The sequence below is a fragment of the Klebsiella sp. Ech2A genome, assembly GCF_030078455.1.
Classification (GTDB): domain Bacteria; phylum Pseudomonadota; class Gammaproteobacteria; order Enterobacterales; family Enterobacteriaceae; genus Klebsiella; species Klebsiella terrigena.
Genome location: NZ_JAQGFU010000126.1, coordinates 1 through 12,708, shown reverse-complemented (window position 1 = coordinate 12,708; position 12,708 = coordinate 1). Strand labels below are relative to the sequence as shown.

Here is a 12,708-nt window from a genome sequence, read left to right as displayed (position 1 = left end):
GGATGGGGCTCAGCCTGTCGTGGGCGGCGAATTTGCCCGCCGGCCCCGCCATCGTGCTGACCGCCAGCGGGATCTTTTTTATTTCGGTGTTTTTTGGCACGCGCAGCCGGCTGGTGGTCGGCTGGCGTAAATTAATGGGGTAAGGAAAATATGAAGAAACGTACCGGGGTAGTTTTGGCGCTGGCGCTGGGCCTGGCGGCGCAGGGGGCGATGGCGAAAACGCTCAACGTGGTCAGCAGCTTTTCGGTGCTGGGCGATATCGTGCAGCAGGTCGGCGGCGAACATGTTCACGTCGATACGCTGGTGGGTCCCGACGGCGACCCGCATACCTTTGAGCCATCGCCGCAGGACAGCGCCTTGCTCAGCAAGGCCGACGTGGTGGTGGTTAACGGCCTGGGGCTGGAAGGGTGGGTCGACCGGCTGATTAAGGCATCGGGATTCAAAGGCGAGCTGGTGGTGGCGTCGACGGGCGTAAAAACCCATACCCTCGATGAGGACGGGAAAACGGTGACCGACCCGCACGCCTGGAACAGCGCCGCCAACGGCGCGCTGTACGCGCAAAATATCCTCAGCGGGCTGGTCAAAGCCGACCCTGAGGACAAAGCGGCGCTTGAGGTCTCCGGCAAGCGCTATATCGGCCAGCTCAACGAGATTCACGGCTGGGCGAAGAACCAGTTCAGCACTATTCCGCAGGCGAAACGTAAGGTTCTGACCAGCCATGATGCGTTCGGCTACTTTGGCCGCGCCTACGGCGTGACCTTCCTTGCGCCGCAGGGGCTGTCATCGGAGAGCGAAGCCAGCGCCGCGCAGGTTGCGGCGCTGATTAAACAGATTAAAGCCGATAACGTGCACACCTGGTTTATGGAGAACCAGCTCGATCCGCGGCTGGTGAAGCAGATTGCCAACGCCACGGGCGCGCAGCCGGGCGGCGAGCTCTATCCGGAAGCGCTGTCCAAACCGGGCGGCGTGGCGGACAGCTACGTGAAAATGATGCGTCATAACGTCGAGCTGATTGCCGGCAGCATGAAGTAACGCGCTATTCCACGGTCCCGGCCTTCGGGACCGTTCATTTTCGCAGGCCCCCTCGTAAATTCATCTCCTCGTCCCCACATCTGTGCTGAAAGTGCTATCTTTGATGGCCTCTTTATCTGGCTTAAACGGGGCGACGATGACAGATTCCGAATTAATGCAGCTGAGTGAGCAGGTTGGGCAGGCGCTGAAGGCGCAGGGCGCCACGGTGAGCACGGCTGAATCCTGTACCGGCGGCTGGATCGCGAAAGTACTGACCGATATCGCCGGCAGCTCGGCGTGGTTTGAGCGCGGTTTTGTCACCTACAGCAACGAAGCTAAATCGCAGATGATTGGCGTCAGCGAAGCGACGCTGGCCGAGCACGGCGCGGTGAGCGAACCGGTGGTGGTGGAGATGGCGATTGGCGCGCTGCGCGCCGCCCGCGCCACCTACGCGATCTCGGTGAGCGGCGTGGCAGGGCCGGACGGCGGCAGCGCGGAAAAGCCCGTCGGAACGGTGTGGTTTGGCGTGGCCTGCGCCAACGGGCAGGGGGTTACGCAGCGGGAATGTTTCGCCGGAGACCGCGAGTCGGTGCGCCGTCAGGCCACGGCCTACGCCCTGCAGCTGCTCTGGCAACAATTTCTACAAAACACTTGATACTGTATGAGCATACAGTATAATTGCTTCAACAGAACAGAATTCACTACCCGGTTCCACCCGGCATGACAGGAGTAATAATGGCTATCGACGAAAACAAACAGAAAGCGTTGGCGGCAGCACTGGGCCAGATCGAAAAACAGTTCGGTAAAGGCTCCATCATGCGCCTGGGTGAAGACCGTTCCATGGACGTGGAAACGATCTCCACCGGTTCGCTTTCGCTGGATATCGCCCTCGGCGCCGGCGGTCTGCCAATGGGTCGTATCGTCGAAATCTACGGGCCTGAATCTTCCGGTAAAACGACGCTGACCCTGCAGGTTATCGCCGCCGCGCAGCGTGAAGGTAAAACCTGTGCCTTTATCGATGCAGAGCACGCGCTGGATCCGGTATATGCCCGCAAGCTGGGCGTCGATATCGACAACCTGCTGTGCTCTCAGCCGGACACCGGCGAGCAGGCGCTTGAGATCTGTGACGCGCTGGCCCGCTCCGGCGCGGTAGACGTGCTGGTGGTCGACTCCGTTGCGGCGCTGACGCCGAAAGCGGAAATCGAAGGCGAGATCGGCGACTCCCACATGGGCCTCGCGGCGCGTATGATGAGCCAGGCGATGCGTAAGCTGGCCGGTAACCTGAAGCAGTCCAACACGCTGCTGATCTTCATCAACCAGATCCGTATGAAAATCGGCGTGATGTTCGGTAACCCGGAAACCACCACCGGCGGTAACGCGCTGAAATTCTACGCCTCCGTGCGTCTGGATATCCGCCGCATCGGTGCGGTCAAAGATGGCGATAACGTCATTGGTAGCGAAACCCGCGTGAAGGTCGTGAAGAACAAAATCGCCGCGCCGTTCAAGCAGGCGGAGTTCCAGATCCTCTACGGCGAAGGCATCAACTTCTTCGGCGAGCTGGTCGATCTGGGCGTGAAAGAGAAGCTGATTGAAAAAGCGGGCGCCTGGTACAGCTACAACGGCGACAAAATTGGTCAGGGTAAAGCGAACGCTATCTCCTGGCTGAAAGAGAACCCGGCTGCGGCGAAAGAGATCGAGAAGAAAGTTCGTGAACTGCTGCTGAACAACCAGGACTCCACGCCGGACTTCGCGGTTGATGGTAAAAGCGAAGAAGAAAGCGAACAGGATTTCTGATACCGTCAGGTAATTATCCCCTGAATCGTTCAGGTGGCAGGGCAGGCAAACGCCAGCGCACGTGCGATTTGAACAAGACGGGAAAACAAGGGGCTGCTTATGCGGCCCTTTTGCTTTTTGATTATCGAGGTGCCCGTGACTGAATCTTCATCCCGCCGTTCCGGCTATGCACGCCTGCTGGATCGCGCGATTCGTATTCTGGCAATGCGCGACCATAGCGAACAGGAGCTGCGGCGCAAGCTGGCCGCGCCGGTTATGGGGAAAAATGGCCCCGAGGCGCTGGACGTTACGCCGGAAGAGGTCGATCGCGTTGTGGCCTGGTGCATCGAAAACCGCTACCTCGATGACCAGCGCTTTGTCCGCCAGTTTATTGCCAGCCGGAGCCGCAAAGGCTACGGCCCGGCGCGCATCCGTCAGGAGCTGAACCAGAAAGGCATTGCCCGCGAAGAGGGCGAGCGCGCAATGCGCGAGTGCGAAATCGACTGGGCGCAGCTGGCGAAAGAGCAGGCGCAGAGGAAATATGGCGATCCGCTCCCCACCGTATTTGCCGAAAAAGTCAAAATACAGCGCTTTTTGCTGTACCGCGGCTACTTAATGGAAGATATCCAGGAAATCTGGCGAAATTTTGCAGATTGACCCATCGGGGATTTTACTTCCCCGTAAAGAAAACTTATCTTATTCCCACTTTATTCCGTCCGGCCGCTGGCTGTTTAAAAGGCAATCAGCGCCCAGGGCGATTATTCCTTATACACAAAATCATTCACGCCGCATCACGGCGGCAACGGAGTGAGTCCCTGAGGCGTACAAAGGTACGTAGCTGAGGTGAACGCGCGCAGCCAGCCAGAGGCGGCGTGAAGGATGAAGTGTATAGCTTGATTTCAGGATAATTATGAGCAAGAGCACTGCTGAGATCCGTCAGGCGTTTCTCGATTTTTTCCATAGTAAGGGACATCAGGTAGTTGCCAGCAGCTCCCTGGTGCCGCACAACGACCCGACCCTGCTGTTTACCAACGCCGGGATGAACCAGTTCAAGGATGTGTTCCTTGGCCTCGACAAGCGTAATTATTCCCGTGCGACCACCTCGCAGCGCTGCGTTCGTGCGGGTGGTAAACACAACGATCTGGAAAACGTCGGCTATACCGCGCGCCACCACACCTTCTTTGAAATGCTGGGCAACTTCAGCTTCGGCGACTACTTCAAGCAGGATGCTATCAAGTACGCATGGGAGCTGTTAACCGGCGAAAGCTGGTTCGCTCTGCCGAAAGAAAAGCTGTGGGTAACCGTTTACGAAACCGATGACGAAGCTTTCGACATCTGGGCCAACGAGGTTGGCGTTCCGCGTGAGCGCATTATTCGCATTGGCGACAATAAAGGCGGCGCGTTTGCCTCCGATAACTTCTGGCAGATGGGCGATACCGGTCCCTGCGGCCCGTGCACCGAAATCTTCTTTGACCACGGCGACCACATCTGGGGCGGCCCTCCGGGAAGCGCGGAAGAGGACGGCGATCGCTACATTGAGATCTGGAACATCGTCTTCATGCAGTTTAACCGTCAGGCTGACGGTACCATGGAGCCGCTGCCGAAGCCGTCCGTTGATACCGGTATGGGCCTGGAGCGTATCGCCGCCGTTCTGCAGCACGTGAACTCCAACTACGACATCGACCTGTTCCGTCAGCTGATCGAGAACGTCGCCAAAGTGACCGGCGCCACCGATCTGACCAACAAGTCGCTGCGCGTGATTGCCGATCATATTCGCTCCTGTGCGTTCCTGATCGCCGACGGTGTGATCCCGTCGAATGAAAACCGCGGCTACGTGCTGCGTCGTATCATTCGCCGTGCCGTCCGCCACGGTAATATGCTCGGTGCGAAGGATGCCTTCTTCTGGAAACTGGTTGCGCCGCTGATTGAGGTCATGGGCGCTGCCGGCGAAGAGCTGAAGCAGCAGCAGGCTCAGGTTGAGCAGGTTCTGAAAACGGAAGAAGAGCAGTTTGCCCGTACTCTGGAACGCGGCCTGGCGCTGCTCGACGAAGAGCTGGCTAAGCTGAAGGGTGACACCCTCGACGGCGAAACGGCCTTCCGCCTGTACGATACCTACGGCTTCCCGGTCGATCTGACCGCGGACGTGTGCCGCGAGCGTAATATCAAAGTTGACGAAGCAGGCTTCGAAGCGGCAATGGAAGAGCAGCGCCGTCGCGCGCGCGAGTCCAGCGGCTTCGGCGCCGACTACAACGCGATGATCCGCGTTGAGGGCGCTTCTGAGTTTAAAGGCTACGATAGCCTCGAGCTGAACGGCAAGATCACCGCGCTGTTCATCGACGGCAAAGCGGTTGATACCGTCAGCGCCGGCCAGGAAGCGGTTGTTATTCTGGATCAGACGCCGTTCTATGCTGAGTCCGGCGGTCAGGTCGGCGATAAGGGCGAGCTGAAAGGCGCGGGCTTCTCGTTCATCGTCAGCGATGCGCAGAAGTACGGCCAGGCGATTGGTCATATCGGTAAAGTGGCCGGCGGTACCCTGAAGGTGGGTGACGCAGTGCAGGCCGATGTCGATCGCGCTCGCCGCCAGCGTATTCGTCTGAACCACTCCGCGACCCACCTGATGCATGCCGCGCTGCGCCAGATTCTCGGTACGCACGTGGCTCAGAAAGGCTCTCTGGTAAATGACAAGGCGCTGCGCTTTGACTTCTCGCATTTTGAAGCGATGAAGCCGGAAGAGCTCCGCGCGGTTGAAGATTTGGTCAATGCGCAAATTCGCCGCAACCTGCCTATCGAAACCAACATCATGGATATCGATGCGGCTCGCGAATCTGGCGCCATGGCGCTGTTCGGCGAGAAGTATGATGACCGCGTTCGCGTCCTGAAAATGGGTGATTTCTCCACCGAGCTGTGCGGCGGTACTCACGCTGCGCGGACCGGCGATATCGGCCTGTTCCGCATCACCTCCGAATCCGGGACCGCCGCGGGCGTGCGCCGTATTGAAGCGGTGACCGGTGAAGGCGCGATTGCGAGCCTGCATTCGCAAAGCGATCTGCTGGGCGACATCGCGCAGCTGCTGAAGGGCGATAGCCATAACCTCGGCGACAAGGTACGCTCCGCGCTGGAACGTACTCGCCAGCTGGAAAAAGAGCTGCAGCAGCTGAAAGAGCAGGCGGCAGCGCAGGAGAGCGCAAACCTCTCCAGCAAAGCGGAAGAGATTAACGGCGTTAAGCTGCTGGTCAGCGAGCTGGTCGGCGTTGAGCCAAAAATGCTGCGTACCATGGTTGACGATCTGAAGAACCAGCTGGGTTCAACGGTTGTAGTGTTAGCCACGGTAGCGGATGGTAAGGTTTCTCTGATTGCCGGTGTGTCTAAGGATGTGACAGACCGCGTGAAGGCAGGGGAGCTGGTTGGTATGGTCGCTCAGCAGGTGGGCGGTAAAGGGGGCGGTCGTCCGGATATGGCTCAGGCCGGTGGTACCGATGCGTCTGCTCTCCCTGCTGCGTTAGCCAGTGTGAAAGGCTGGGTAAGCGCAAAACTGTAATAACTATAAACGCATAGGTGCCGTCATCTTCGGATTACGGTATCTTGCAAGAGAAGCACTGATAACGATAAAGTCGGGTTGAAGTTGTGTATATCGGCTAAACTTAGGTTTAACAGAATGTGATGCCATGACTGCGGTACGCCGTGAGGCGTTTGTCATCGCTTACTTTTTGGCGTTATATGATGGATAATGCCGGGATACGAGAGACCCGACTCTTTTAATCTTTCAAGGAGCAAAGAATGCTGATTCTGACTCGTCGAGTTGGTGAGACCCTCATGATTGGAGATGAGGTCACTGTGACAGTTTTAGGGGTTAAGGGTAACCAGGTACGTATTGGCGTTAATGCCCCTAAAGAAGTCTCCGTGCATCGTGAAGAGATCTACCAGCGTATCCAGGCTGAAAAATCCCAGCAGTCCAGTTACTAAGACTTTCGCGCCTCGCGATTTCGTGAGGCGCATCCCACCGCCAGCCGATTTCTCTCTCTTTTCTACTCCCGACGCCTCTCTTTTCCGTTACTTGTCCATCGTCCGTTGCGTTTATCTTTTGCTTTTAGCTGGCCCTAACCCCTGAATTTCTGTTGATTAAACGCTCTTTTTGCCGTTTTTGCAGGCTGATTGCGCGGTAAGTGTGCAAACGGAAAAAAGGTCTCGAAAAATTGTTTGACTTATAAGTACCAGAAAGTAATATGTGCGCCATCGCAGCGACGAAGAGCAGAAACAAGTTCTTCGAAGCACTCGAAAGAGGCGTGTGGTGAGGTGGCCGAGAGGCTGAAGGCGCTCCCCTGCTAAGGGAGTATGCGGTCAAAAGCTGCATCCGGGGTTCGAATCCCCGCCTCACCGCCATTTTGCATCCGTAGCTCAGCTGGATAGAGTACTCGGCTACGAACCGAGCGGTCGGAGGTTCGAATCCTCCCGGATGCACCATCTTCTCTGAGATAACAGCAATCCTGTTGTTTCATGGTCTGCGAGATAGCCGCAAGCACCAGGGAAGATAACGCTGCATCAGCAGCGGCCCGTAGGGCGAGCACAGTGAGTCATCCTCCCGGATGCACCATCTTGTGAAGTGCGGCAATGGTTAATTTGCGGCACTTGCTGGTAGTAAAGAAGTTCTCCCTGATGCATCCGTAGCTCAGCTGGATAGAGTACTCGGCTACGAACCGAGCGGTCGGAGGTTCGAATCCTCCCGGATGCACCATCTTCTTCGAGATAACAGCACTTTTGTTGTTTCATGGTCTGCGAGATAATCGCCAGCGCCAGAGAAGTTAACGTAGTAAAGAAGTTCCCCCTGATGCATCCGTAGCTCAGCTGGATAGAGTACTCGGCTACGAACCGAGCGGTCGGAGGTTCGAATCCTCCCGGATGCACCATCTTCTCCTGAAATAACCCCAACATTATTACTTCATGGTCTGCGAAATAACAGCAAGCACCAGGGAGGATAACGTCGCGTAAGTGACGGCCCGTAGGGCGAACCCGGTGAGTCATCCTCCCGGATGCACCATTTCTCCTGAAATAACCCCAACACTATTGCTCCACGGTCTGCAAAATAACAGCAAGCACCAGGGAGGATAACGTCGCGTAAGCGACGGCCCGTAGGGCGAACCCGGTGAGTCATCCTCCCGGATGCACCATCTTCTCCCTAAAATAACCGCAATACAGTAACTCCACGGTCTGCGAAATAGTCCCGCGTTCGAAAACCTTGTCGCCCAACCATCCCGTCAGCCGCCGTTGCTTAGCCGTTTCAGCACGCTCTTCCGCACTTTTTAATATTGGCAAGTTGCTCTTTCCACTATAATTTACCCCTGTATATCGACCTGATTCGGGTGAGATGAGTGCAAGGAGAGAAATCCATGAAATGGTTCAAAGCAATACCTGCCTTTTGCGCGACGCTTCTGGTAGCCGTATCTCTGGCCGGCTGCGCCGGATCGGCCACCAAGGAAAGTACCGGGGGCTATATCGACGACACCGTCGTGACCACCAAGGTCAAAACCGCGCTGTTTAACGAAAAAGAGATCAAATCCACTGAAATTAGCGTGCAGACCTTCAAAGGACGCGTTCAGCTGAGCGGCTTTGTTTCGTCGCAGACCGATGCGAATCGCGCCGTAGAGGTGACCCGCAGAGTGCAGGGCGTTCGTTTGGTTGAGAATGATTTGAAAATCAAATAAGCCGGTGCACCGCTATGATAAAGGCGCCCCGTGGCGCCTTTGCTGCTTTTGCCCCCGCCTCCGCCCGCGACAATATGCGCCTTTTGCGATAAAGTAATCTTTCCTTATCCGGTTTGTGAGAACACGATGTACGAACGCTACGCAGGACTTATCTTTGATATGGATGGCACTATCCTTGATACCGAGCCGACGCATCGTAAGGCCTGGCACGAGGTTCTGGGTCGTTACGGAATGCGTTTCGACGAGCAGGCGATGGTCGCGCTCAACGGTTCTCCGACCTGGCGTATTGCCCAGGTGATTATCAAGCTGAACCAGGCGGATTTAGACCCCCATCGCCTGGCTTTGGAAAAAACCAACGCCGTCAAGGCGATGCTGCTGGATAGCGTGCGCCCCTTACCGCTGATTGAGGTGGTAAAAGAGTGGCACGGCCGCCGGCCGATGTCGGTTGGCACCGGCAGCGAAAGCGCCGTTGCGGAGGCTCTGCTGGCCCATCTCGGCCTGCGTCACTACTTCTCAGCGGTGATTGCCGCCGATCACGTCACCAACCACAAGCCTGCTCCCGATACCTTCCTGCTGTGCGCCGAGCGCATGGGCGTTGCGCCGGAAAAATGCGTGGTGTTTGAAGACGCTGACTTTGGTCTGCAGGCCGCACGGCGCGCGGGGATGGATGCCGTCGACGTTCGGCTGCTGTGAGCGACGCGCTATCGCTGATATCGCTGTTTGCCAGTAGCTTTCTTAGCGCCACGCTGCTTCCCGGTAACTCGGAAGTTGTGCTGGTTGCTATGCTACTAACGGGAGCGAGTCAACCGTGGGCGCTGGTATTAATAGCAACAATCGGCAATAGCCTTGGAGGGGTAACTAACGTTATTCTGGGGCGCCTGTTTCCGCTGCGCAAAACGTCGCGCTGGCAGGAGAGGGCATCCGGCTGGCTAAAGCGCTACGGCGCGGTCACATTATTATTAAGCTGGACGCCGGTGATCGGCGATTTGCTGTGTTTACTGGCGGGATGGATGCGCATTTCCTGGGGACCAGTGCTCTTTTTTTTATGCCTTGGTAAAGCGCTACGCTATATCGTCATTGCGCTGGTCACGCTTCAGGGCATGACATGGTGGCACTAATTGTGGAGCTGAGGCACTCCCGGCAGGCGGTAACAATAACCTTTGCTGGAATAACCTGGATGGTCACCATTACAATTATGCTTATTCAAATTATTTCGACAGGCGGGAGGTCAAATTGATCCCGGACGTATCACAGGCGCTGGCCTGGCTGGAAAAAAATCCGCAGGCGCTAAAGGGCATTCATCGCGGCCTTGAGCGCGAAACGCTGCGCGTTAACGCCGACGGCTCGCTGGCCACTACCGGCCATCCTCAGGCATTGGGGTCGGCGCTGACCCACAAATGGATTACCACCGATTTTGCCGAAGCTTTGCTGGAGTTTATTACGCCGGTTGATGGCGATATTCAGCACATGCTCACTTTTATGCGCGATGTTCATCGCTATACCGCCCGCCATCTCGGCGATGAGCGGATGTGGCCGCTGAGCATGCCCTGCTATATTGCCCCGGGCCAGGATATCGAGCTGGCGCAGTACGGCACCTCGAATATTGGCCGTCTGAAAACGCTGTACCGCGAAGGGCTGAAAAACCGCTACGGCGCGCTGATGCAGACCATCTCCGGCGTGCACTACAACTTCTCTCTGCCGATGGCGTTCTGGCAGGCGAAGTGCGGCGTTGAGGACGAAGAGAGCGGGAAAGAGGCGATTTCGGCGGGCTATTTCCGCTCGATCCGCAACTATTACCGCTTTGGCTGGGTGATCCCGTATCTGTTCGGGGCGTCTCCGGCAATCTGCTCCTCTTTCCTGCAGGGGAAACCGACCACGCTGCCGTTTGAGGAAGCGGAAAACGGCATGTACTACCTGCCGTACGCGACCTCCCTGCGCCTGAGCGACCTCGGCTATACCAATAAGTCGCAAAGCAATCTCGGAATTACGTTTAACGATCTGCAGGAGTATGTGGCAGGATTGAAGCGGGCGATTAAAACGCCGTCGCAGGAGTATGCGGAAATTGGCCTCGAGAAAGACGGCAAGTATCTGCAAATTAACAGCAACATTCTGCAGATTGAAAACGAGCTCTATGCGCCAATCCGCCCGAAACGCGTGACCCGCAGCGGCGAGACGCCGTCTGACGCGCTGCTGCGCGGTGGTATCGAATATATCGAAGTGCGTTCACTGGATATCAACCCGTTCTCGCCGATTGGCGTTGACGAGCAGCAGGTGCGCTTCCTCGATCTGTTTATGGTCTGGTGCGCGCTGGCCGATGCGCCGGAGATGAGCAGCGACGAGCTGCTGTGTACGCGCACTAACTGGAACCGGGTGATTCTTGAAGGGCGTAAGCCGGGCCTGACGCTGGGAATTGGCTGCGAAAGCGCGCAGTTCCCGCTGGCTAAGGTGGGTAAAGACCTGTTCCGCGATTTGCGCCGCGTTGCGCAGATTCTGGACGGTATTCACGGCGGCGACGCCTACCAGCAGGTGTGCGACGAGCTGGTTGCCAGCTTCGATAATCCGGAATTAACTTTCTCAGCGCGCATTCTGCGTTCTATGCTTGAAGAAGGGATTGGCGGCACCGGTAGGGAGCTGGCCGATCGGTATCGTACGATGCTGCGTGAAGAGCCGCTGGAGATTTTACGCGAAGAGGATTTCATTACCGAGCGTGAAGCGTCAGCCGTGCGTCAGCAGAAGATAGAAGCGGAAGATAGCGAACCTTTTGCTGCTCTGTTAGCGAGACACGCGTAGCAAAAAGCGGTACAAAAGAAAAAGGCCACATCAATGTGGCCAAACTTTCATCTCTGATTCAGGGATGATGATGATAATAAATGCGCGTCTTTCACATACTCAGACTAGCGGGTGTCAAAAGAGTTCATTTTTATTTAAAAAAAATCACTATCGGAGGTGAAGAATGCCGTTGTTAGATAGTTTCACAGTCGACCATACCCGAATGGAAGCCCCTGCGGTGCGCGTCGCGAAGAAAATGAACACGCCGCACGGCGACGAAATTACCGTTTTCGATCTGCGTTTTTGCATACCGAATCAGGAAGTGATGCCGGAAAGAGGCATTCACACGCTTGAGCACCTGTTCGCGGGCTTTATGCGCGACCACCTCAACGGTAAGGGTGTGGAAATTATCGACATCTCTCCGATGGGCTGCCGCACGGGCTTCTATATGAGCCTGATCGGTACGCCGGACGAGCAGCGCGTGGCGGATGCCTGGAAAGCGGCAATGGCCGACGTGCTGAAGGTTAAAGAGCAGAGCCAGATCCCCGAGCTCAACGTTTACCAGTGCGGTACCTACACCATGCACTCGCTGGAAGAAGCGCAGGACATCGCGCGTCATATTCTTGAGCACGACGTGCGCATCAACAGCAATGACGAGCTGGCGTTGCCGAAAGAAACGCTGCAAGAACTGCACATCTAGTTCTTTCGCCACGGCCCGGCGCTTGCGTCGGGCCGATATCCTCACGCCGCGATGACGACGACCTCCCGCTTCTCCTTTCAGCATCGTTCCCTGGTGCCCTTTGCCCATGATTACGCCCACGGCGATAGCGAGCCTTGGCATCAGCACGACTGCGTCCAGCTGCTGCATATCCTGAGCGGCGTGGTGCGGGTAGAGACGCCGGTGGGCTACTGGGTCGTCCCGCCGGGGCGCGGGGTCTGGCTGCCGGCGGGTACGCCCCACGCGCTGCGCATCACCGGTAAAGTCGCGGCGCGCACGCTGTTTATCGATCCTCTTGCCCGCGCCGATCTGCCGTCATCGTGCCAGATCGTGCAGATCTCCCCGCTGCTGCGCGAGCTGATCGTCACCTCGCTGACGCTGGCGGAACGCTACGATCCCGGCAGCCGCGACGAGCGCGTCTATGAATTAATTCTTGATGAGATCCGCGGCATGACCGTGCTGCCGTTCGGCCTGATCGAGCCGCAAAGCGAGGCGCTGCGCCGGCTGTGCCAAAAGGTCCGCGAAGCGCCTGGCGAGGCCTGGAGCAGCCTCCAGGCGGCAAAAGAGAGCAATATGAGCGAGCGTACGCTCAACCGCCACTTCCAGCAGCAGACCACGCTGACCTGGAGCGAATGGGTGCGCCGGGCGAAGCTGATGGAAGCGCTGGTGCGCCTGGCGCAGGGGCAGTCGGTCCTGCGGGTGGCGCTGGACCTTGGCTACGGCAGCCACAGCGCCTTC

General features: G+C 57.2%; 12 protein-coding genes, 4 tRNA genes and 1 pseudogene. All 17 read left to right on the top strand.

Annotated elements, in window-relative coordinates; all coding sequences use genetic code 11:
• Window positions 1–143 (top strand): annotated as a pseudogene (locus PFH44_RS19100) (metal ABC transporter permease); the annotation flags it as partial.
• Between the two features lie 7 nt (window positions 144–150).
• A complete protein-coding gene (locus tag PFH44_RS19095; RefSeq protein ID WP_283825826.1) occupies window positions 151–1,032 on the top strand; it encodes a metal ABC transporter substrate-binding protein in 882 nt (293 codons plus the stop codon).
• A 136-nt stretch (window positions 1,033–1,168) separates the two neighbouring features.
• Window positions 1,169–1,666 (top strand): nicotinamide-nucleotide amidase, encoded by a 498-nt coding sequence (gene pncC / locus PFH44_RS19090; protein ID WP_283825825.1) that lies wholly within the window; start codon window positions 1,169–1,171, stop codon window positions 1,664–1,666.
• A gap of 80 nt (window positions 1,667–1,746) precedes the next feature.
• Window positions 1,747–2,805 (top strand): recombinase RecA, encoded by a 1,059-nt coding sequence (gene recA / locus PFH44_RS19085; RefSeq protein ID WP_045857705.1) that lies wholly within the window; start codon window positions 1,747–1,749, stop codon window positions 2,803–2,805.
• A 135-nt stretch (window positions 2,806–2,940) separates the two neighbouring features.
• Window positions 2,941–3,441 carry a recombination regulator RecX gene (recX, locus tag PFH44_RS19080; RefSeq protein WP_283825824.1) on the top strand — a complete coding sequence of 167 codons (501 nt, stop codon included), beginning with the start codon at window positions 2,941–2,943 and terminating at the stop codon, window positions 3,439–3,441.
• Window positions 3,442–3,694: 253 nt separating this feature from the next.
• Window positions 3,695–6,322 carry an alanine--tRNA ligase gene (gene alaS, locus PFH44_RS19075; RefSeq protein WP_283825823.1) on the top strand — a complete coding sequence of 876 codons (2,628 nt, stop codon included), beginning with the start codon at window positions 3,695–3,697 and terminating at the stop codon, window positions 6,320–6,322.
• 239 nt (window positions 6,323–6,561) lie between these two features.
• A complete protein-coding gene (gene csrA, locus PFH44_RS19070; protein ID WP_000906486.1) occupies window positions 6,562–6,747 on the top strand; it encodes a carbon storage regulator CsrA in 186 nt (61 codons plus the stop codon).
• Window positions 6,748–7,071: 324 nt separating this feature from the next.
• A tRNA-Ser gene (locus PFH44_RS19065) sits at window positions 7,072–7,164 on the top strand.
• Window positions 7,165–7,168: 4 nt separating this feature from the next.
• Window positions 7,169–7,245, top strand: a tRNA-Arg gene (locus tag PFH44_RS19060).
• A gap of 194 nt (window positions 7,246–7,439) precedes the next feature.
• A tRNA-Arg gene (locus tag PFH44_RS19055) sits at window positions 7,440–7,516 on the top strand.
• 95 nt (window positions 7,517–7,611) lie between these two features.
• Window positions 7,612–7,688 (top strand) — tRNA-Arg (locus tag PFH44_RS19050).
• 480 nt (window positions 7,689–8,168) lie between these two features.
• On the top strand, window positions 8,169–8,483 hold the full coding sequence (locus PFH44_RS19045; protein WP_045857710.1) for a BON domain-containing protein: 315 nt from the start codon (window positions 8,169–8,171) through the stop codon (window positions 8,481–8,483).
• Between the two features lie 126 nt (window positions 8,484–8,609).
• Window positions 8,610–9,176: a fructose-1-phosphate/6-phosphogluconate phosphatase gene (gene yqaB, locus PFH44_RS19040; protein WP_283825822.1), complete on the top strand. Its 567-nt coding sequence runs from the start codon at window positions 8,610–8,612 to the stop codon at window positions 9,174–9,176.
• Complete coding sequence (locus PFH44_RS19035) at window positions 9,173–9,601, top strand: YqaA family protein (RefSeq protein ID WP_041146862.1); 429 nt, start codon at window positions 9,173–9,175, stop codon at window positions 9,599–9,601. Before yqaB ends, PFH44_RS19035 begins: the two co-directional genes overlap by 4 nt.
• Window positions 9,602–9,716: 115 nt before the next feature.
• Entirely contained in the window at window positions 9,717–11,273 is a 1,557-nt protein-coding gene (gene gshA / locus PFH44_RS19030) for a glutamate--cysteine ligase (protein WP_045857713.1), read from the top strand.
• Window positions 11,274–11,436: 163 nt separating this feature from the next.
• A complete protein-coding gene (luxS, locus tag PFH44_RS19025; protein ID WP_133600330.1) occupies window positions 11,437–11,952 on the top strand; it encodes an S-ribosylhomocysteine lyase in 516 nt (171 codons plus the stop codon).
• A gap of 51 nt (window positions 11,953–12,003) precedes the next feature.
• Window positions 12,004–12,708, top strand: a 705-nt coding sequence (locus tag PFH44_RS19020) for an AraC family transcriptional regulator (protein WP_283825821.1), incomplete at its 3' end; no start/stop codon positions are given.

Coding starts and splice junctions, on each gene's coding strand:
- PFH44_RS19095 (WP_283825826.1), top strand. CDS start 151: ATGAAGAAACGTACCGGGGTAGTTTTGGCGCTGGCGCTGGGCCTGGCG.
- pncC (WP_283825825.1), top strand. CDS start 1,169: ATGACAGATTCCGAATTAATGCAGCTGAGTGAGCAGGTTGGGCAGGCG.
- recA (WP_045857705.1), top strand. CDS start 1,747: ATGGCTATCGACGAAAACAAACAGAAAGCGTTGGCGGCAGCACTGGGC.
- alaS (WP_283825823.1), top strand. CDS start 3,695: ATGAGCAAGAGCACTGCTGAGATCCGTCAGGCGTTTCTCGATTTTTTC.
- csrA (WP_000906486.1), top strand. CDS start 6,562: ATGCTGATTCTGACTCGTCGAGTTGGTGAGACCCTCATGATTGGAGAT.
- PFH44_RS19045 (WP_045857710.1), top strand. CDS start 8,169: ATGAAATGGTTCAAAGCAATACCTGCCTTTTGCGCGACGCTTCTGGTA.
- yqaB (WP_283825822.1), top strand. CDS start 8,610: ATGTACGAACGCTACGCAGGACTTATCTTTGATATGGATGGCACTATC.
- luxS (WP_133600330.1), top strand. CDS start 11,437: ATGCCGTTGTTAGATAGTTTCACAGTCGACCATACCCGAATGGAAGCC.